This is a genomic window from Pseudomonas sp. 300 (genome assembly GCF_055803035.1).
This window is the reverse complement of sequence record NZ_JAVLRV010000001.1, coordinates 569,003-588,587: the sequence shown is the minus strand read 5'-3', so window position 1 is coordinate 588,587 and position 19,585 is coordinate 569,003. Positions and strand designations below refer to the sequence as shown.

Genomic DNA, 19,585 nt, shown 5'->3' with positions numbered 1-19,585 from the left:
GCAGGCTCGCTCCCACAGGTTTTTATTCGTCGTCGAAGTTGTAGCTACCCGGCGCCAGGTTTTCGAAGCGGGTGTACTTACCGATGAACGCCAGTCGCGACGTGCCGATCGGGCCGTTCCGCTGCTTGCCGATGATGATTTCGGCGATGCCTTTGTGCTCGGTTTCCGGGTGATAAACCTCATCCCGGTAAACGAACATGATCACGTCAGCATCCTGCTCGATCGCTCCGGATTCCCGGAGGTCGGAGTTGATCGGGCGTTTGTTCGGACGTTGCTCCAGAGAGCGGTTGAGCTGGGACAACGCCACCACCGGGCAGTTGAACTCCTTGGCCAAGGCTTTCAAGGAACGGGAGATCTCGGAAATCTCGTTGGTCCGGTTGTCGCCGCCGGAACCCGGGATCTGCATCAGCTGCAGGTAGTCGATCATGATCAGCGCGACATCGCCGTGCTCACGCACCAGACGCCGGGTCCGCGCACGCATTTCCGAAGGGCTGATACCCGCCGTATCGTCGATGAACAGCTTGCGGTCGTTGAGCAGGTTGACCGCCGAGGTCAGGCGCGGCCAATCGTCGTCGTCCAGTCGACCGGCACGGACCTTGGTTTGGTCGATGCGGCCGAGAGACGAGAGCATACGCATGATCAGCGATTCGCCTGGCATCTCCAGCGAGTAAACCAATACACACTTGTCGCTGCGCAACACGGCGTTTTCCACCAGGTTCATCGCAAAGGTGGTTTTACCCATGGATGGACGGCCGGCGACGATGATCAGGTCGGACGGCTGCAGGCCGCTGGTCTTCTCGTCGAGGTCGGTGTAACCGGTGGACAGGCCCGTGATGGCGTTATCGGTGTTGAACAAGGTGTCGATGCGGTCGATGGCCTTGGTCAGCAGGTCATTCACGCTCACCGGGCCGCCCGTTTTAGGCCGCGCCTCGGCGATCTGGAAGATCTGCCGCTCGGCCTCGTCGAGAATCTCTTCCGCGGTACGGCCTTCCGGGTTGAAGGCACTGTCGGCAATCTCGGTGGCGATGCCGATCAACTGCCGCAATGTCGCCCGCGCCCGGACGATCTGCGCATAAGCCTTGATGTTGGCGACGGACGGCGTGTTTTTTGCCAGTTCACCGAGGTAACCGAGGCCACCGACCTGCGAGGTCTGACCTTCCTTGTCCAATTGCTCGGCAAGGGTCACGACGTCGATCGGGGAGTTCTGGTCGGCGAGCTTGGCGATCGCGCGGAAGATCAGGCGGTGGTCATGCCGATAGAAATCGCCGTCGGAGACTTGATCGAGCACGCGTTCCCAGGCGTTGTTGTCCAGCATCAGACCACCGAGCACGGCCTGTTCGGCCTCGATGGAATGCGGCGGCACCTTCAGGGCAGCTGTTTGCAGATCGTATTGCTCGGGAGCGGAGATATCGTTCATGGCCACTTGGTTATATTAGAAAAGCAGGGTGTGAAAAACAGGAACTGCAGAAAGACAAAGGGCACGACCTGTAAACAGGATCGTGCCCGATGTTACCGACAAGCACCCGAGGGTGCCAGCCGACAAGTGCTGCTTAAGCTGCTACCACGACAACGCGTACGGTGGCTTCAACTTCGGCGTGCAGGTGCACGGCTACGTCGAATTCGCCTACGTTGCGGATGGTGCCGTTCGGCAGACGAACTTCGCTTTTTGCAACTTCAACGCCAGAGGCGGTCAGTGCATCAGCGATGTCGTGAGTACCGATCGAACCGAACAGCTTGCCTTCGTCACCAGCGGTGGCAGTGATAGTCACTTCCAGCTCAGCCAGTTGGGCGGCACGGCTTTCAGCCGAAGTTTTACGGTCAGCTGCGGCTTTTTCCAGCTCAGCACGACGCTCTTCGAACGCAGCCAGGTTGGCTGGGGTCGCGGCGGTAGCTTTGCCGTAAGGCAGCAGGTAGTTACGACCGTAACCAGCCTTAACGTTTACTTTGTCACCCAGGTTGCCCAGGTTGGTGACTTTTTCCAGAAGGATCAGTTGCATGTGAAAATCCTCTTAACTTTTAACCTTCACCGTTCGCGCTATCGACGTCTTTCGGCGCCGAACGACCGCGAAAATCAATCAGGCTGTCGACGATGGCCAGGACCACCAGCAACGGATAGATCAGCTGCATGAACAGCAACAGCGTGACGTACAACCCCACCAACCAGAACCTGGCCAGTCGCTTTTGCGCCACCAGCCCATGAATCAGGGCCAGCCCGGCGAATACCAGCGGTACACTGCACAACGGCGTCAACATGGCCATCTGCGGACCGATGTTCGGCCCCAGAAGCATGAACGCCAGCAGTAACATCGCCAGCCCCAGCGGGAATCGGATGGCGCGAAACTCGCGACCAAAACCACCCGGGTTGTACAACAACGCCTGCCAGTAGCGCCCGACAATCAGGCTCAGCACGCTGACGATTTGCAACAAGGCCGCAATCAGGCCGGTCAGGACCGGTGCAATCAGGGACGCAAAATGCGCTTGCTCGTCTACCGACAACTTCTGGTAGACATCACCGAGTAGCGACGGCATGACTTTTATCAAAGCCTGCGCCAGCATCTCGATTTGGGGAGCAAAAACTGTCCCCAGCACCACTGCAAACACCACTCCCATCGCTATGCTGACCAGCAGCACGCGGTTCCAGGACTCGCTTGCGCGCAAAACCAACGCAAGGCTCGAAGACCCCAGCAGCACCAGAAGTGCCCGTGGGTCATCGGAGTAAAGCCACCAGATCAACGCTGGCAGCAGTCCCAGAGCAAGTACGCCAAGGGCGTCCTTCAATCCGCGCCGCAGGAGCACAAGGCATCCGGCGGCAGCACCCAACCAATACAACAACGGCAATGTTGCGCATCCGGCCACTACAAGAGTGGCCTGCATACGGCCGCGCATGATGAACTCAGCTATGGCACGCATACATTCAATCCTTTGCTACGTGTCGACTGCCCGGTCTCAGCGGCCGTGGCTGTCGGTGTAGGCCAGCAGGGCCAGGAAGCGGGCGCGCTTGATAGCGGTGGCCAGCTGACGCTGATAACGTGCTTTGGTACCGGTGATGCGGCTTGGAACGATTTTGCCGGTCTCGGATACATAAGCTTTCAGAGTGTTGAGATCTTTGTAATCGATCTCTTTCACGTCTTCAGCGGTGAAGCGGCAGAATTTACGACGACGGAAGAAACGTGCCATGTAATAGGCTCCTCAAAAGGTCCGTGGATTACTCGTCAGCGTTATCGCTGTTGTCGCTGTCATCACTATCAGCGCTTTCGGCGCCTTCGTGCTCAGGACGGTCGCGACGCTCACGGCGCTCACTGCGGTTTTCTTCAGCCTTGAGCATCTCGGATTGGCCGGTGACGGCTTCTTCGCGACGGATGACCAGGTTACGGATCACTGCATCGTTGTAGCGGAAGTTGTCTTCCAGCTCGGCCAGGGCCTTGCCAGTGCACTCAACGTTCAGCATCACGTAGTGAGCCTTGTGAACATTGTTGATTGCGTAGGCCAGTTGACGACGGCCCCAATCTTCCAGACGGTGGATTTTGCCGCCGTCTTCTTCGATCAGCTTGGTGTAACGCTCAACCATGCCGCCGACTTGCTCGCTTTGATCCGGGTGGACCAAAAAGATGATTTCGTAATGACGCATGAATGCTCCTTACGGGTTGTAGCCTGCCGCTCAAAAGCGGTCAGACAAGGAGTGAATGACACTTATGGACTTGCTTGCGATAGACACATGCGTGCCTGCCGTCACAGCAAGGGGCGCAATTGTAGAGAAGGGACAGAAGAGGTGCAAGGCAATTGGTGATTATTTGAACAGTTTGCTCACTCACCCAATTTCGCCACATCACAAACCACTGTGGGAGCGAGCTTGCTCGCGATGAGGACGCAACATTCAACATTAATGCTGAATGTTACTCCGCTACCGCGAGCAAGCTCGCTCCCACAGGGATTACAACCGACTTATGGCTTTTTAGCGGTTCCGGCAGCCTTGACGCTGCGCTGGCGCTGCGCTTCGAACAGGCACACGCCAGTCGCCACGGAAACGTTGAGGCTGCTGACGCTGCCGGCCATCGGCAGGTGCACCAGGTAGTCGCACAGATCACGAGTCAGACGACGCATGCCACTGCCTTCTGCGCCCATGATCAGGATGGTCGGGCCGGTCATGTCATGCTGATACAGGCTCTGTTCAGCCTCGCCCGCCGTACCGACGACCCACAAGCCACGTTGCTTGAGTTTTTCCAGGGTGCGCGCCAGATTGGTCACCGCGACCAGTGGAATCACTTCCGCCGCGCCACAGGCGACTTTTCGTACCGTCGGGGTCAGCGTGGCTGACTTGTCTTTCGGAACAATCACCGCCAGCGCGCCGGCAGCATCGGCCGAGCGCAGGCAAGCGCCAAGGTTGTGCGGATCGGTCACGCCGTCGAGCACCAGCAGCAGCGGTGCGCCGTCGGTACGATCGAGCAGCTCGTCGAGCATGGCCTCGCCCCAAACCTGGCTCGGACTCACATCCGCCACCACGCCCTGGTGCACGCCTTCAACCCAGGCATCCAGTTCACGACGCTCGGCGTTGCCGACGGCTATGCGATTTTCCGCAGCGAGCTCGATCAGCGTCTGAACCCGCGGATCACTGCGGCCTTCAGCCAGCCAGATCTGCTTGACGCGTTTCGGGTGGTGACGCAGCAATGCTTCTACCGCATGCACGCCGTAGATTTTTTCCAACTGACTCATGACTTGGCCTTAGGTTTACGCGCCCCGCCGCTTTTGGCTGGGGCCGAGCCCGCTTTCGGCGGGCCTTTACGGTGTTTGCTCGGTTTGCTGCCGGGAGCCTTGTCCGGCGCCGACCGTCCGGTCTTTCCCCCAGACGCCGCTTTACCACCGCTTTTCGCTTCAGACAGCAACGCCTGCTTCAGTTCACGGCTTTTGCGCAGTTCGGCGTTTTTTGCCGCCGCATCGCTTGGGCGATAGGCTTCGGGCGCTTTTTCCTTGGCCGGACGACGACCGGTTTTCGCCGGCGCCGGCTCTGCTGCGGTCTTGCCAGCAGGAGCAGTGGTTTCAGCCCCACGCTTCTTGCGGCCGATCGGCGCGCTGATGGTTTTTTCAGCCATCTCGAAGTCGATCTTGCGTTCGTCGAGGTCGACGCGCATTACACGCACTTCAACGGTGTCGCCAAGACGGAAGCTGCGACCGGTGCGCTCACCCGCGAGGCGGTGATGCACAGGGTCGAAGTGGTAGTAATCGCCCGGCAGCGCGGTGACGTGCACCAGGCCTTCGACGTAGATATCGGTCAGCTCGACGAACAGGCCAAAACCCGTCACGGCGGTGATCACACCCGGGAACGACTCGCCTACGCGATCTTTCATGAACTCGCACTTGAGCCAGTTCACCACGTCGCGAGTCGCTTCGTCGGCGCGGCGCTCGCTCATCGAGCACTGCTCGCCGAGCTGCTCCAGCGCAGCCTCGTCGTACGGATAGATGCGTGCTTTCGGAATGGTCATCGCGCCGGCACGGCGAACGTGCGGGGTGTCCTGCTTGGAATGGATGACGCTGCGGATCGCCCGGTGCGTGAGCAGGTCCGGGTAGCGGCGGATCGGCGAAGTGAAGTGGGTATAGGCTTCGTAATTCAGGCCGAAGTGGCCCTGGTTATCGGCGCTATACACCGCTTGGCTCAGGGAACGCAGCATGACGGTCTGGATCAGGTGGAAATCCGGACGGTCCTTGATGCTCGCCAGCAACGCCTGGTAATCCTTCGGCGACGGGCCGTCCTTGCCTTTGTGCAGGGACAGGCCGAGCTCACCCAGGAACGCGCGCAGTTTTTCCAGACGCTCCGGTGGCGGACCGTTGTGAACGCGATACAGAGCAGGAATTTCGTGCTTCTTCAGGAATTCCGCGGTGGCCACGTTGGCCGCCAGCATGCATTCCTCGATCAGCTTGTGCGCATCGTTACGAACGGTCGGACGAATTTCGGCAATCTTGCGCTCGGTGCCGAAGATGATCCGGGTTTCCTGGGTTTCGAAATCGATCGCACCACGCACGTGACGCGCGCCCAGCAGCACTTTGTACAGCGCGTAAAGCTGCTTGAGGTGAGGCAAGACATCGTTGTACTCGCCACGAAGCTGACGCGCTTCGGTGAGCTTCGGCGTTTCCAGCATCGCGCTGACCTTGTTGTAGGTCAGGCGGGCGTGGGAGTGAATCACCGCTTCGTAGAAGCAGTAATCGGTCATCTCGCCGGATTTGGAGATGGTCATTTCGCAGACCATCGCCAGGCGATCGACGTGCGGGTTCAGCGAGCACAGGCCGTTGGACAGCTGCTCGGGCAGCATCGGCACTACGCGCTCCGGGAAGTAAACGGAGTTGCCGCGAACCTGGGATTCGTTGTCCAGCGCCGAACCGATCTTCACGTAGCTGGAAACGTCGGCAATCGCCACGTACAACTTCCAGCCGCCGGAGAACAGGCGCAGCTTGCCCGGCTTCGCTTCACAGTAAACGGCATCATCGAAGTCGCGCGCGTCTTCACCGTCAATGGTGACGAACGGCAGATGGCGCAGATCGATGCGCTTCTCTTTGTCTTTCTCTTCGACTTCAGGCTTGAGCTTGGCGGCTTCTTTCAACACCGCTTCAGGCCAGACGTGCGGGATATCGTACGCGCGCAGGGCGACGTCGATTTCCATGCCCGGCGCCATGTAGTTGCCCACGACCTCGACCACGTCGCCTTGCGGCTGGAAGCGCGGGGTCGGCCAGTGAGTGATCTTCACCTCAACGAACTGACCGATTTTCGCGTTGGCATTGCGGCCCGGCGTGACCAGCACTTCCTGCTGGATCTTCGGATTGTCTGCAACGACAAAACCGATACCGCCCTCTTCGAAGTAACGGCCGACGATGGTTTCGTGAGCGCGGGACACCACTTCGACGATCATGCCTTCGCGGCGACCACGACGGTCCAGGCCGGAAACACGCGCCAGCGCACGGTCACCATCGAACACCAGACGCATTTGCGCCGGGCTCATGAACAAGTCGTCACTGCCGTCGTCCGGAACCAGGAAGCCGAAGCCGTCACGGTGACCGCTGATGCGGCCCAGGATCAGGTCGAGCTTGTCCACCGGCGCATACGTGCCGCGACGGGTATAGATGAGCTGAGCATCGCGCTCCATGGCGCGCAGACGGCGACGCAGGGCTTCGATCTGGTCTTCTGTGGTCAGACCAAACTCTTCGACCAGTTGCTCGCGGTTAGCAGGCGAACCCCGATCAGCAAGGTGCTGAAGGATCAGTTCGCGGCTAGGAATAGGGTTTTCATATTTTTCCGCTTCACGAGCGGCCTCGGGATCGAGGGACTGCCAATCGGCCATTAGAGAGTTTTCACCTTGTCTATATGCGGGTTAGTTTGGCATAGGCGTAATGAAACGGGAAATTTCAGGCTATGAGAGCCCACCTAAAGCCCTTTATCGACACCGAAAAGCTTACTTGAATGCCACTGGTAATATTTTTCAGGTTTTTTTGATGCTGGGGGTTTACAGTTAAAAAGACGCTCCGTATAGTGCGCGCCATCGACGACGCACTAGCGCTGCCGATACTGCCCAGATGGTGAAATTGGTAGACACGCCAGCTTCAGGTGCTGGTGACCGCAAGGTCGTGGAAGTTCGAGTCTTCTTCTGGGCACCAATTTCGAGCTTGAGATTAGATCAATTTCAAGGCTCGCACAAAAACCCGCGAAAGCGGGTTTTTTGCATTCTAAGGTTCTGATTTATTAAAACCAAATCAGGGGTTTACAGATCAAAACGCTCTCCGTATAGTGCGCCACATCAACAGCGGCAACGCTGAAGATTATGCCCAGATGGTGAAATTGGTAGACACGCCAGCTTCAGGTGCTGGTGACCGCAAGGTCGTGGAAGTTCGAGTCTTCTTCTGGGCACCAATTCAAATTTCAGAGTTCGCTCTGGAATTCACAAAAACCCGCGAAAGCGGGTTTTTGCGTTTCTGGCATCTGAAAAACTACACAAACCCTGGAGCGAGCTTGCTCCGGGCGGCGTTCCGACGATGAGCCCAGGCAACACATTTCTCCAATCATCACGCGTCACCGTTCACGCCCATCGCGAGCAAGCTCGCTCCTGCAAGGGAGATACGAACGCGTGCCGCTCCCCGCAAGGCGCACTTGAGAAACAATATCGTTTATCATTGTTACAAGTTTTTGCAATGCGACAGTGAGGAACCCTGCGAATGATGTTTCGAAATACCCTGCGCCGCGGCCTGACCTTCACCCTACTCGGCCTGGCACTCGCCACTCCCCTCACCCAGGCTGCTGATCCAGTTTCCCTGACACTCTACAACGGCCAACACAAGGAAGTCGGCGACGCCGTCGCCAAGGCTTTCGAGGACAAGACCGGCATCCACGTCAACGTGCGCAAAGGCAGCAGCAACCAGCTCGCCAGCCAGGTCGTCGAGGAAGGTGATCGCTCTCCGGCCGACGTGATCTACACCGAAGAATCCCCGCCGCTGAACAAACTTGGCGAACAGGGCCTGCTGGCACAAACCGATGCCGCCACCCTTGCCGTCCTGCCCAAAGACTACGTCGCCGGCAATGGCACCTGGATCGGCATCACCGCGCGAGTCCGCGTGGTTGCGTTCAATCCAAAACTGATCGATGAAAAAGACCTGCCAAAATCGGTGATGGAATTCTCCGACCCGAAATGGCAAGGCAAGGTTGGCTTCGTGCCCACCAGCGGCGCGTTCCAGGAACAAGCCGTGGCAATCATCAAAGTGCACGGCATGGACGCAGCCGAAGAATGGCTGACCGGTTTGCGCGCATTCGGCAAGACCTACAGCAACAACATGGTCGCACTCAAAGCCGTGGAAAACGGCGAAGTCGCGACCGTGCTGGTGAACAACTACTACTGGTTCGCCTTGCAACGCGAAAAAGGCCAGCTCGATTCGAAATTGCATTACTTCACTGGCGGCGATGTCGGCGGACTGATCACCGTTTCCAGCGCAGCGGTACTGAAATCCAGCAAACATCCAAAAGAAGCCCAGCAATTCCTCGCCTACATGGCCAGCGAAGAAGGTCAGCGCGTAATCACCCAGACCACCGCCGAATACCCGCTGCACAAAGGCATGGAATCGGATCGCGGCCTCAAGCCATTCAGCGAGCTTGAGGCGCCGAAAGTCACGCCAGCCGACCTCGGCAACGCCGAAGAAGCCCTAGACCTGGAACGTGACGTTGGCTTGAACTGATGAGCGCATCGTTATCAGCCCCTGCTTCTCGCGGGGTCTACGTGCCACGGCGCAAACGGCCTTCGATTTGGTTGTTGTTGCCGGTTTTGCTGCTGGTGGTGCTCAGTCTTTTGCCGCTGGCATACGTCGGTCTCAAGACCTGGCAGGCCGGCTGGGCCGAAGCGTTGCATCTGTTGTGGCGACCTTATGTGTTCGGCCTGCTGCGCAATACCTTGGCATTGATGGTGGGCGTGACGGTTGCCTGTGGCGTGATCGGCCTCTCGCTGGCTTGGCTGCTTGAGCGCAGCGACTTGCCCGGACGGCGTTTGTGGGGCGTGATTCTGTGCTTGCCGTTCGCGGTGCCGGCTTTTGTCAGCAGCTTCACCTGGGTTTCGTTGAGCGCCCACTTCGAAGGTTTGGGCGGGGCGATCCTGGTGATGACCCTGTCCAAGTATCCGCTGATTTTTCTGCCGGTTGCGGCGACCCTGCGCAATCTTGACCCCTCTCTCGAGGAGTCCGCACGGACGCTTGGACAGAATCGCTGGGGCGTGTTCTTCAAAATCACCCTGCCACTGCTCTGGCCGTCGCTGCTCGCCGGCTCATTACTGATTGCCCTGCACATGCTCGTGGAATTCGGTGCGCTGTCGATCATCGGCTTGCAGACATTCACCACGGCGATCTATCAGCAGTTCGAACTGGAATTCAGCAACGCCAACGCGGCGATGCTTTCCGCTGTTTTGCTCGCGCTGTGTCTGATACTGCTGTGGCTTGAACTGCGAGTCCGCGGTAAAGGTCGGCACGTGCGCACCGGCCAGGGCGCCGCGCGACAAGCGGAACAGGTTCGATTAGGGCCTTGGGCTGTCGCCGGACAAATGTATTGCCTGGCACTGGCGATCATCGGCAGCGGGATTCCCTTGGGGATGCTGGCGTATTGGCTGGCAGTCGGTTCGTCTGCGGCGTTTCCGGTGGCGGCGATCAGCGAGGCGCTGCTGTCGTCCCTGGTGCTGTCGCTGGGTGGCGCAGCGTTGTGCCTGGTGTTGGCGGTGCCAGTGGGCTTGTTGGTGGTGCGCTACAAAGGCCAATTGGCGATCTGGGCCGAGCGCCTGCCGTACCTGCTGCATGCGCTGCCAGGACTGGTGATTGCGCTGACGTTGGTGTATTTCGCGCTGCACTACGTGCCGGTGCTGTACCAGACGTCGGCATTGCTGCTGATCGCTTATGCGCTGCTGTTTCTGCCGCTGGCTCAGGCGCCGATTCGTACGGCATTGAACAAGGCTGCGCCGCAGCTGGAAGAGGCGGCTCGCACGCTGGGGGCGTCGTCCTTCAGTGCATTTTGCCGGGTAACGCTGCCGATCATTTTCCCGGCGCTGGGCGCGGCGTTTGCGCTGGTGTTTCTGGACGCGATGAAGGAGCTGACGGCGACGTTGCTGCTGAGTCCGACCGGGCTCAATACACTGGCGACGGAGGTTTGGGCGCATACCGCGAACGTGGAATTTGCAGCGGCGGCGCCTTATGCGGCGTTGTTGATTTTGGTGTCGGGGTTGCCTGTTTACCTACTGACAACTCGGATGTATCTGAGCCGCTGAGACCGTCATCGCGAGCAGGCTCGCTCCCACATTTGATCTGAGGCGCCCACAAATTTTGTGTCCACCAACAATCACTGTGGGAGCGAGCCTGCTCGCGATAGCGTCAGACCAGCCAATATGAATTTTAAGCCCTGAACTGCCCCAGGCTCGCCTTCAACTGCGCCGCCAAGCCATCCAGCACCTTGCCGCTGGCCGTGGTTTCCACCACCGCCTGAGCCGCTTTCTCAGCCTGTGCATGAATGGTTTCAACCCGACCCCGCACTGCCTGCGCGCCTTGGGCCTGATGCGCCGCAGCCTGCGTCGCCAGACCAATCGCCGCATGCACCTGCTCGACCGACGCCTGCACCGACTGCTGCAACCGCGCACTGTCGCGCAACACCAGCAAACCTTCGCTGGCCTGACGCCCCGCCTGGCCAATCGCGGCAACCGCCTCACGCGCACCTTGCTGCAACGCCACGATGTGCGCCTGAATGTCGCCGGTGGAACTCTGGGTCTTGCTCGCCAACGCCCGCACTTCGTCCGCCACTACGGCAAAACCGCGACCGGTCTCGCCGGCACGTGCCGCCTCGATGGCAGCGTTCAGCGCCAGCAGGTTGGTCTGCTCGGCGATCCCGTGAATCACGGTCAGCACCACTTCAATCTGTTCACTCTGCTGCGCCAGTCGCTCGATGACTTTCGCGCCGGTATCGACCTGTCCGGCCAACGCTTCGATCAAGCTGCCGACTTTCGCCGAGGTCCGGGTGTTTTCATCGGTCGCCGAACGGATGTCCACTACCTGCTGCAAGGCCGCCTGCATCGCATGACTTTCAGACTGAGCTTCATCAGCCATCTGCGACAACGCGCGCAAGCTCTCGGCAACCTCGTCACGCTGCATACCCGCGGCCGCGTCGGCACCGGCGTTACGCAGGGTCATGGCGCCGATTTCGACGCCCGTGCGCTGAGCCACATCGCCCGCTTCACGCACGATGGGCTGCAACTTATCCACAAAGCGATTGACCGCCGAAGCCATGTCGCCGATTTCGTCCTTGCTGTTGATCTGCACGCGTTTGGTCAGGTCACCCTCGCCTGCCGCCAGGTCGTCCATCGCGGTAATCAGCATCCTCAAGCGGTTGACCACACGACGACCCAAGACCACAGCCAGCAACAGCAATACGCCGCAACCCACCAGCGCCAGGCCCATGCCGATACGCCAGCGCAAGGTCGCCGCGGCTTCCTGCACGGTACTGGTGGTGTTGGCTTTCATTTCCGAGGCGGTGGACTGAGCGGAGGCCAGACGCGCCCGCATCGCGGTGGCGCTGTCAGCTGCCGCACCTTTGAGGCTGTCGCCGACCAGTTGATCACTGCTGGCGATCAGCGCCGAGAAGCGCTTGTCCAGCGCTGCCAGATCGGTTTCCACCGAGGCAGTGGAAACGCCCATCAAAACCTTGCCGATTTCCACGCCATTAGGGTTGATCGAGGCCTCCAGGTAGTAGACCGACGGGTCGTTCTTCGCCGCATCCAGCACTTTGTCCAGCGCGCGCTCGCCCTGGCCTTTTTCCAGAAGCGCCTTGTTGATCGGGTTTTCGCGATTGAGATAGCGCGTCAGGTGCTGACCCGTTGCGTCGTCATAGACCACGAACAGCACGTTGGGATTGCGCTGGGCCCGGCGGGCGAATTCGGACAGGGTTGGCACATCGCTGTCCCACATGGCGCGGGGCGCGACGGAAGCCAAGAGCTGCGCCATATCATTGGCGGAGTCCTTCAGGTCCTTTTCCAGCGTGGCACGCAGCTGAGCCTGTTCTTCCTCCAGTCGCGAGGACAAACCGGCCGTGAGGCGCTGACGAGTGCTGGTGGAGAGGTTATCGAGACTCGACGTGACTTCACGCCCCGCCTGCTCAAGCTCACCAGAGAGTTTTTGACTGTCCGCCCCCAGGCGCACACCCAGATCGGCTTCCAGTGCAGTCACTGTGCTCCGAGTCAGGGCGACAGCCACCAGCACCTGCACCAAAAGGGCGATACCAAGGGTAACGAACACGGGCCGCAATAGACGGCTTTGTAACAATGAGAGAACCGCCGACACTTGATATCCCTCTGCTTTAACGCCATTAAATTGATGGCACGCCAGAAGACATGCTCTTAATGAAGATCACAGCAAAGGTCATGCCGTCCAACAGGCATAAACGACAAAGGCCCCGATTAAGGGGCCTTTGTGTTTTACATCAACGACTTATTAAGCGAACGGGTGACGCAGAACGATGGTTTCGTTGCGGTCCGGGCCCGTCGAAATAATGTCGATCGGCGCGCCGACCAACTCTTCGACGCGTTTGATGTAGTTGCGAGCGGCTTGCGGCAGCTCTTCCAGGGTCTTGGCACCGACGGTCGATTCGGTCCAGCCTGGCATCTCTTCGTACACCGGCTCAAGGCCGATGTAGCTGTCGGCATCAGTCGGTGCGTCGATCACTGCACCATCCTGGTTCTTGTAGCCAACACAGATGTTGATGGTTTCCAGACCGTCCAGCACGTCCAGCTTGGTCAGGCACAGGCCCGAAATACTGTTGACGTCGATAGCGCGACGCAGGATGACAGCGTCGAACCAGCCGCAGCGACGTGCACGACCGGTGGTTGCACCAAACTCGTGGCCACGTTTGGCGAGGAACGCGCCAACGTCGTCGAACAGCTCAGTCGGGAACGGGCCCGAACCGACGCGAGTGGTGTAGGCCTTGGTGATGCCGAGGATGTAATCCAGGTACATCGGACCGAAACCCGAACCGGTGGCGATGCCGCCCGCGGTGGTGTTGGAACTGGTGACGTACGGGTAAGTACCGTGGTCGATGTCCAGCAGGGAGCCTTGGGCGCCTTCGAACATGATGTCTTTGCCAGCGCGACGCAGCTCGTGCAGCTCGGCGGTGACGTCGAGCATCATCGGCTTCAGCAGCTCGGCGTATTCCATGCACTCGTCCAGAGTTTTCTGGAAGTCGATCGCTGGTTCTTTGTAGTAATTGACCAGGACAAAGTTGTGGTAATCCAGCAACTCGCCCAGCTTGGCGGCGAAACGCTCACGGTGGAACAGGTCACCGATACGCAGACCGCGACGTGCAACCTTGTCTTCATAAGCCGGGCCGATGCCGCGACCGGTGGTGCCGATCTTCAGCTCGCCACGAGCCTTTTCACGGGCCTGGTCCAGCGCTACGTGGTAGGACAGGATCAGTGGGCAGGACGGGCTGATACGCAGGCGCTCACGCACCGGTACGCCTTTCTCTTCCAGCTTGATGATTTCCCGCAGCAGAGCGTCGGGTGCAACCACCACGCCGTTGCCGATCAGGCACTGCACGCCTTCGCGCAGCACGCCCGACGGGATCAGGTGCAAGACGGTTTTTTCGCCATCGATCACCAGGGTGTGACCCGCGTTGTGGCCACCCTGGTAGCGCACTACGGCGGCAGCATGTTCGGTCAGCAGATCAACGATCTTGCCTTTGCCCTCATCACCCCATTGGGTGCCCAGGACTACGACATTCTTACCCATAACACTTGTCCTCATTCGCGCAAACTTGGTGCCGGCCACGGGCCGACAGGAAAACTCAAGAAGCCAGTGGCGATACTTGCCAAAGCCCGTTCTGCTGAATCAATTGCCGGTCGCAGTCCGCTTCACGGGCGGCGGCCAAAGGTTGTCCAGGCAAGGCCTGAACGACACGCTGACCCTCACTGCGCAACTGGCAAACCTGCTGCCAGAGTGCCGCATTCGTACTGTCAGGCATCCAGATACCGCCAGACGGTAGCTCGATTTCAGCACGCCCCAGGGTCACCAGGGTTTTCAAATCGGTAGAGAAGCCGGTTGCCGGACGGGCGCGACCGAAGTCGGCGCCGATGTCGTCGTAACGACCGCCCTGAGCGATGGACTGACCAACGCCCGGCACGAACACCGCGAATACCACACCGGTGTGGTAGTGGTAGCCGCGCAACTCGCCCAGGTCGAAGTAAAGCGGCAACTCAGGGAAGCGTGCGGACAGACGCTCGGCAATCGCCAGCAAATCGTCCAACGCTGCCAGAACTGGCGCCGGCGCATTTGCCAGGCGTACGCGCGCAGCCTCCAGGACTTCACGGCCGCCACACAGGTCAACCAACGCCCGCAGCATGCCCGACAGCTCGGCAGGCAAGCCTTCGGTCAAGGTAATGACCTCATCGATGGCTTTGCGTTGCAACGCATCGAACAACTGTTGTTCAACTTCACCGGACAAACCGGCCGCGCGGGCCAGCCCACGGTAGATGCCGACATGACCGAGGTCCATGTGCACATCCGGCACATCGGCCAGTTGCAGCATGGCCAGCATCAGACTGATCACTTCCACGTCGCTGCTCGGGCTGGCATCGCCGTACAACTCGGCGCCCAGTTGAATCGGGCTGCGCGAGGACGACAAGGCACGCGGCTTTGCATGCAGCACGCTGCCGGCATAGCACAGACGGCTCGGACCTTCGCGACGCAGGGTGTGCGCATCGATACGCGCCACTTGCGGCGTGATGTCGGCACGGAAACCCATCTGCCGGCCCGATTGCGGGTCGATGACCTTGAAGGTACGCAGATCGAGGTCCTGGCCGGCGCCGGTCAGCAGGGATTCCAGGTACTCGATATGGGGAGTCACGACAAACTCGTAACCCCAGCTCTGGAACAGATCCAACACCTGACGACGCGCAACTTCAATGCGCGCCGCTTCCGGTGGCAGTACTTCTTCGATGCCATCTGGCAGCAGCCAGCGGTCTACCGTTGCCATTACGCCATTCCCCTATGGTCCGGGCGGCCAGCCTTTGGGCGAGCCTTGAGTGAAGCAGAAAATGATCGGCTTTGTTGACAAGCCACGCATAAACAACGCGGCGAAAAGCCTGAAAATAAGCTTCGCCAATCACTTTCCTCGAAAAACCTGTCGAGTCATTCAACTCGGGCGCCTGCCTAAACAACAGCAATCAAACGTGCAGACGCAAAAAAGCCGGGAATTTCCCGGCTGCCGCATCATACACACGTTTTCCCAAAGGATCACCCCGCCCGAGGCTTTAGCCGCCAGGCGGGGGATGATTCAGGTTAACGTCGTATCAAGGCTTGGCTTTTTCCAGGTAACGGAAGAAGTCACTGCTTGGGTCCAGGACCATGACGTCGGATTTGTTCGCGAAGCTTTCACGGTAGGCGCGCAGGCTACGGTAGAAACCGTAGAACTCCTGATCCTGGCCGTAGGCCTTGGAGTAGATCGCAGCGGCCTGGGCATCACCATCACCGCGAACCTCTTCGGATTCACGATAAGCTTCAGCCAGCAGCACGCGGCGTTGACGATCGGCGTCGGCACGAATGCCTTCTGCCAACTCGTTACCCTTGGCGCGGTGCTCGCGAGCTTCACGCTCACGCTCGGAACTCATGCGTTCGAACACACTGCGGTTCACTTCTTTCGGCAAGTCGATGGCCTTGACCCGAACATCGACCACTTCGATGCCCAGCTCTTTTTCCGCCATCGTGTTCAACGAAGCAGTGATATCGGACATCAACGCGTCACGCTCACCAGAAACCACTTCATGAAGCGTGCGTTTACCAAACTGGTCACGCAGGCCCGACTCCAGACGACGGGAAAGACGCTCGTCAGCGATCTGCTTGAGACCGGAAGTTGCGGTGTAGAAGCGCTCCGCGTCCTTCACCCGCCACTTGGCGTAGGCATCGACCATGACCGCTTTCTTTTCCAGCGTCAGGAAGCGTTGTGTCGGTGCATCCAACGTCATCAGACGCGCGTCGAATTTACGCACCTGGTTAACGTAAGGCACTTTCACATGCAGGCCCGGCTGAACATCGGCCTGAACCACACGACCAAATTGCAGCAACACCGCACGCTCGGTCTGAGCCACGATGTAGAAGCAGTTCCAGGCTGCGATCGCTACAACGACGACGACAATAAGGGTGATCAGCGATTTATTGCTCATCAGCGACTCTCCCTGGTACGTGCTGGCTGTTGCTGCAGATCAGCTGCCGCACGTGCATTCGCTTCATTGCTCGTGGCTGCCGCGCCAGTCACCGGAGTGCTGGTGTTGCGACCACTTTCGACCATCTTGTCCAGCGGCAAGTACAGCAGATTGCTCTGGCCATTCTTGTTGCCGGTCACGAGAACCTTGCTGGTATTGCTGAAGACTTCCTGCATGGTGTCCAGATACAGACGCTCACGGGTCACTTCAGGGGCCTTGCGATACTCGCTGACCAGTTTGGTGAAGCGATCGGCCTCACCCTTGGCGCGCGAGACGGTTTCATCGCGGTAACCATTTGCATCTTCAAGGATGCGCTGGGCCTGGCCACGGGCTTCCGGCACGACGCCGTTAGCGTAGGTTTCAGCCTGGTTGCGCGAACGCTGCTCGTCTTCCCGAGCGCGAATCACGTCATCGAAAGCTTCCTGCACTTCACGCGGCGCCGCTGCGTTCTGTACGTTGACCTGAGTGACGGTGATACCGGTGCGATAGGTATCCATGAAGCGTTGCAGACGCTCCTTGATCTCGCTGGCCATCAACTCACGACCTTCGGTCAGTACCTGGTCCATCGCGGTGGACCCCACCACATGGCGCAAGGCACTTTCGGTCGCGTGCTGAAGGCTGATTTCCGGCTGGTCTACGCTCAGCACGAAGTCCTGCAGGTTGCTGATCTTGTACTGCACGGTCAGCGGCACTTCGACGATGTTTTCGTCTTCAGTCAGCATTTGACCCTGCTTGGTGTACGCACGCTCACGCGTGACGTTTTCCAGGTACTTGCGATCGATCGGCGGGAAATAGATGTTCAGACCCGGGCCGACGGTTTCGTAGTACTTGCCGAAGCGCAGCACCACGGCTTGCTCCTGCTCGTCGACCACGTAGACCGCGCTGTACAGCCACACGGCCGCCAACACGACCAGGCCGATGCCGAGCAGACCGCCGAAGCCGCCACTCTTGCCCGAACCACCGCCGTCATCACCGCGTTTCTTACCACCACCGAACAACCCGTTCAGGCTTTCCTGCAGCTTTCGGAAGGCCTCGTCGAGATCCGGTGGCCCCTTGCGGTCGCCGTTATTGCGGCGTTTGCCACCCCAAGGATCCTGATTATTCGAGTTGCCACCCGGCTCATTCCAAGCCATAGCGCTCTCCATCTGATAAAGCAAAGACGCACCCACGGCGCGCCGACCAATGCTACAGAATGCCTGTCACCACGGCACAACCGCTTTCTCAGGCTTTTATTGCAAAGTGTGTTGCTCGATGAACTCTGTCGGCACAACGCCTTCACGGCTGACCAGCCGATTGAGCTCCGAACGGGGTAATCGAACGGCCAGCAAGCTGACACCTTCTTCGTCGTGTTCTTCTTTCTGCACCGCTCCGAGTTCGAAGAACTGCGCACGCAGTCGAGCGAATCGTTGCGGCAAGCGCAAGGTACCGATAAACAACTCACTGCCCAGCAACTCGGCAATAGCTTGCTCAAGCAATTCCAGACCACTGCCATCACGCGCCGAAAGCCAGACCCGTTGAGGCTTGCCGTTTTCGTCACGCTGGATTTGCGGCTCAACGCCTTCAAGCAAATCGAGTTTGTTATAGACCTCGAGGATCGGCAAGTCCTGGGCACCAATCTCGCCCAGCACCACCATCACCTGCTCGATCTGCAACATGCGATCCGGTTCGGCCGCATCGATCACGTGCAACAGCAGGTCGGAGTTGCTCGACTCTTCGAGGGTAGACCGAAATGCCTCGACCAGCTTGTGGGGCAAGTGGCGAATGAAACCCACAGTATCAGCCAGGACAATCGGCCCCAGGTCGTCCAGTTCCAGACGGCGCAAGGTCGGGTCCAGCGTGGCAAACAACTGGTCAGCCGCGTACACGTCGGATTTCGTCAAGTTATTGAAGAGCGTGGATTTACCGGCGTTGGTATACCCCACCAAAGACACGGTAGGGATATCCGCACGCGTACGACCACGTCGCGACTGTTCACGCTGGCTGCGCACTTTTTCCAGCCGGCCCTTGATCTGTCGCAGGCGAACCCGCAGCAAGCGGCGGTCTGTTTCCAGTTGCGTTTCACCCGGGCCACGCATGCCGATACCGCCACCTTGACGCTCAAGGTGAGTCCAGCCACGAACCAGCCGCGTGCTCATGTGGTCAAGCTGAGCCAGTTCTACCTGGAGCTTGCCTTCATGGGTACGGGCGCGCTGGGCGAAAATATCGAGAATCAGACCGGTGCGATCAATCACGCGACACTCGAAAACTCGTTCGAGGTTACGTTCCTGACTGGGTGTGAGGATGTGATTGAAGATCACCAGATCTGCCTTTTCGGCATGAACCAGGTCGCGTAGTTCCTCGACCTTGCCGCTACCGATCAGGAATTTTGCGGTTGGCCGATGACGCGGCACGTTAAAAAACGCAACGGTCTCGGCGCCGGCCGAATTAGCCAACTCCTGAAACTCCTGCGGATCTTCGCGCGCCTCAGGGTCCTGTCCATCCAAGTGAACGAGGATCACTCGCTCACCACCACCGTGGCGCTCAAAGAACAAAGGAGACTCCTATCAGGCGTTACCTGGCTCAGCGTCACCTGCTTCGGATTCGGTTGCGCTAGGCAGACGAATTGGACGAACCGGCACCACTGTAGAGATAGCGTGTTTGTAAACCATCTGGCTGACGGTGTTTTTCAGCAGGATAACGAACTGGTCGAAAGACTCGATCGTGCCTTGCAGTTTGATCCCGTTGACCAGGTAGATGGACACCCCAACTTTCTCTTTACGTAAAGTATTCAAGTAAGGGTCTTGTAGCGAATGCCCTTTTGACATGTGCCGCACTCCTTTAAGGATTCAATATAAAAAAATAGGTAA

Annotated in this window: 16 protein-coding genes and 2 tRNA genes; 4 read left to right on the top strand and 14 right to left on the bottom strand. The window is 59.0% G+C overall.

The genetic code is table 11. From position 1 onward, the window contains the following. Positions 1 to 22: 22 nt before the first annotated feature. The 7 genes from dnaB to rnr all read right to left on the bottom strand — a co-directional run bounded on the left by dnaB (position 23) and on the right by rnr (position 7,325). The gene (dnaB, locus tag Q7W83_RS02680) at positions 23 to 1,417 is read right to left on the bottom strand and encodes a replicative DNA helicase (RefSeq protein WP_109627711.1); all 1,395 of its coding nucleotides are present in this window, start codon (positions 1,415 to 1,417) and stop codon (positions 23 to 25) included. 133 nt (positions 1,418 to 1,550) lie between these two features. Then, the gene (gene rplI, locus Q7W83_RS02675) at positions 1,551 to 1,997 is read right to left on the bottom strand and encodes a 50S ribosomal protein L9 (protein WP_008035347.1); all 447 of its coding nucleotides are present in this window, start codon (positions 1,995 to 1,997) and stop codon (positions 1,551 to 1,553) included. 19 nt (positions 1,998 to 2,016) lie between these two features. Beyond that, entirely contained in the window at positions 2,017 to 2,910 is an 894-nt protein-coding gene (locus Q7W83_RS02670; RefSeq protein WP_150632421.1) for a YybS family protein, read from the bottom strand. A 36-nt stretch (positions 2,911 to 2,946) separates the two neighbouring features. After that, positions 2,947 to 3,177, bottom strand: coding sequence for a 30S ribosomal protein S18 (gene rpsR, locus Q7W83_RS02665; RefSeq protein WP_002551829.1), 231 nt, complete (start codon positions 3,175 to 3,177; stop codon positions 2,947 to 2,949). Between the two features lie 28 nt (positions 3,178 to 3,205). After that, a complete protein-coding gene (gene rpsF, locus Q7W83_RS02660) occupies positions 3,206 to 3,628 on the bottom strand; it encodes a 30S ribosomal protein S6 (RefSeq protein WP_003217491.1) in 423 nt (140 codons plus the stop codon). Between the two features lie 314 nt (positions 3,629 to 3,942). Next, positions 3,943 to 4,710 carry a 23S rRNA (guanosine(2251)-2'-O)-methyltransferase RlmB gene (gene rlmB / locus Q7W83_RS02655; protein ID WP_150632420.1) on the bottom strand — a complete coding sequence of 256 codons (768 nt, stop codon included), beginning with the start codon at positions 4,708 to 4,710 and terminating at the stop codon, positions 3,943 to 3,945. Beyond that, entirely contained in the window at positions 4,707 to 7,325 is a 2,619-nt protein-coding gene (rnr, locus tag Q7W83_RS02650) for a ribonuclease R (RefSeq protein ID WP_473655636.1), read from the bottom strand. The genes rlmB and rnr overlap by 4 nt, the downstream gene beginning before the upstream one ends. Positions 7,326 to 7,551: 226 nt before the next feature. On the opposite strand from rnr, the gene Q7W83_RS02645 reads away from it, so the two are divergent. The 4 genes from Q7W83_RS02645 (at position 7,552) to Q7W83_RS02630 (ending at position 10,769) form a co-directional block, all read left to right on the top strand. After that, positions 7,552 to 7,638, top strand: a tRNA-Leu gene (locus tag Q7W83_RS02645). Between the two features lie 166 nt (positions 7,639 to 7,804). Further along, a tRNA-Leu gene (locus tag Q7W83_RS02640) sits at positions 7,805 to 7,891 on the top strand. Between the two features lie 302 nt (positions 7,892 to 8,193). Next, the gene (locus Q7W83_RS02635; RefSeq protein ID WP_150639572.1) at positions 8,194 to 9,204 is read left to right on the top strand and encodes an extracellular solute-binding protein; all 1,011 of its coding nucleotides are present in this window, start codon (positions 8,194 to 8,196) and stop codon (positions 9,202 to 9,204) included. Continuing rightward, positions 9,204 to 10,769, top strand: a complete 1,566-nt coding sequence (locus Q7W83_RS02630) for an ABC transporter permease (RefSeq protein ID WP_473655635.1) — start codon at positions 9,204 to 9,206, stop codon at positions 10,767 to 10,769. The genes Q7W83_RS02635 and Q7W83_RS02630 overlap by 1 nt, the downstream gene beginning before the upstream one ends. Positions 10,770 to 10,893: 124 nt before the next feature. On the opposite strand, the gene Q7W83_RS02625 is transcribed toward Q7W83_RS02630, so the two are convergent. From Q7W83_RS02625 to hfq, 7 genes are all read right to left on the bottom strand, one after another. Then, on the bottom strand, positions 10,894 to 12,828 hold the full coding sequence (locus Q7W83_RS02625) for a methyl-accepting chemotaxis protein (protein WP_150632416.1): 1,935 nt from the start codon (positions 12,826 to 12,828) through the stop codon (positions 10,894 to 10,896). Between the two features lie 150 nt (positions 12,829 to 12,978). Further along, on the bottom strand, positions 12,979 to 14,271 hold the full coding sequence (locus tag Q7W83_RS02620) for an adenylosuccinate synthase (RefSeq protein WP_010464193.1): 1,293 nt from the start codon (positions 14,269 to 14,271) through the stop codon (positions 12,979 to 12,981). A gap of 55 nt (positions 14,272 to 14,326) precedes the next feature. Next, on the bottom strand, positions 14,327 to 15,514 hold the full coding sequence (locus Q7W83_RS02615; RefSeq protein ID WP_473655634.1) for an ATP phosphoribosyltransferase regulatory subunit: 1,188 nt from the start codon (positions 15,512 to 15,514) through the stop codon (positions 14,327 to 14,329). 316 nt (positions 15,515 to 15,830) lie between these two features. Further along, the gene (gene hflC / locus Q7W83_RS02610; RefSeq protein WP_017336255.1) at positions 15,831 to 16,700 is read right to left on the bottom strand and encodes a protease modulator HflC; all 870 of its coding nucleotides are present in this window, start codon (positions 16,698 to 16,700) and stop codon (positions 15,831 to 15,833) included. Next, entirely contained in the window at positions 16,700 to 17,872 is a 1,173-nt protein-coding gene (gene hflK / locus Q7W83_RS02605) for an FtsH protease activity modulator HflK (RefSeq protein ID WP_150632414.1), read from the bottom strand. The genes hflC and hflK overlap by 1 nt, the downstream gene beginning before the upstream one ends. A 96-nt stretch (positions 17,873 to 17,968) precedes the next feature. After that, positions 17,969 to 19,270: a ribosome rescue GTPase HflX gene (gene hflX / locus Q7W83_RS02600; RefSeq protein WP_150632413.1), complete on the bottom strand. Its 1,302-nt coding sequence runs from the start codon at positions 19,268 to 19,270 to the stop codon at positions 17,969 to 17,971. Positions 19,271 to 19,282: 12 nt separating this feature from the next. Beyond that, the gene (gene hfq / locus Q7W83_RS02595; RefSeq protein ID WP_007902656.1) at positions 19,283 to 19,543 is read right to left on the bottom strand and encodes an RNA chaperone Hfq; all 261 of its coding nucleotides are present in this window, start codon (positions 19,541 to 19,543) and stop codon (positions 19,283 to 19,285) included. Positions 19,544 to 19,585 lie beyond the last annotated feature (42 nt).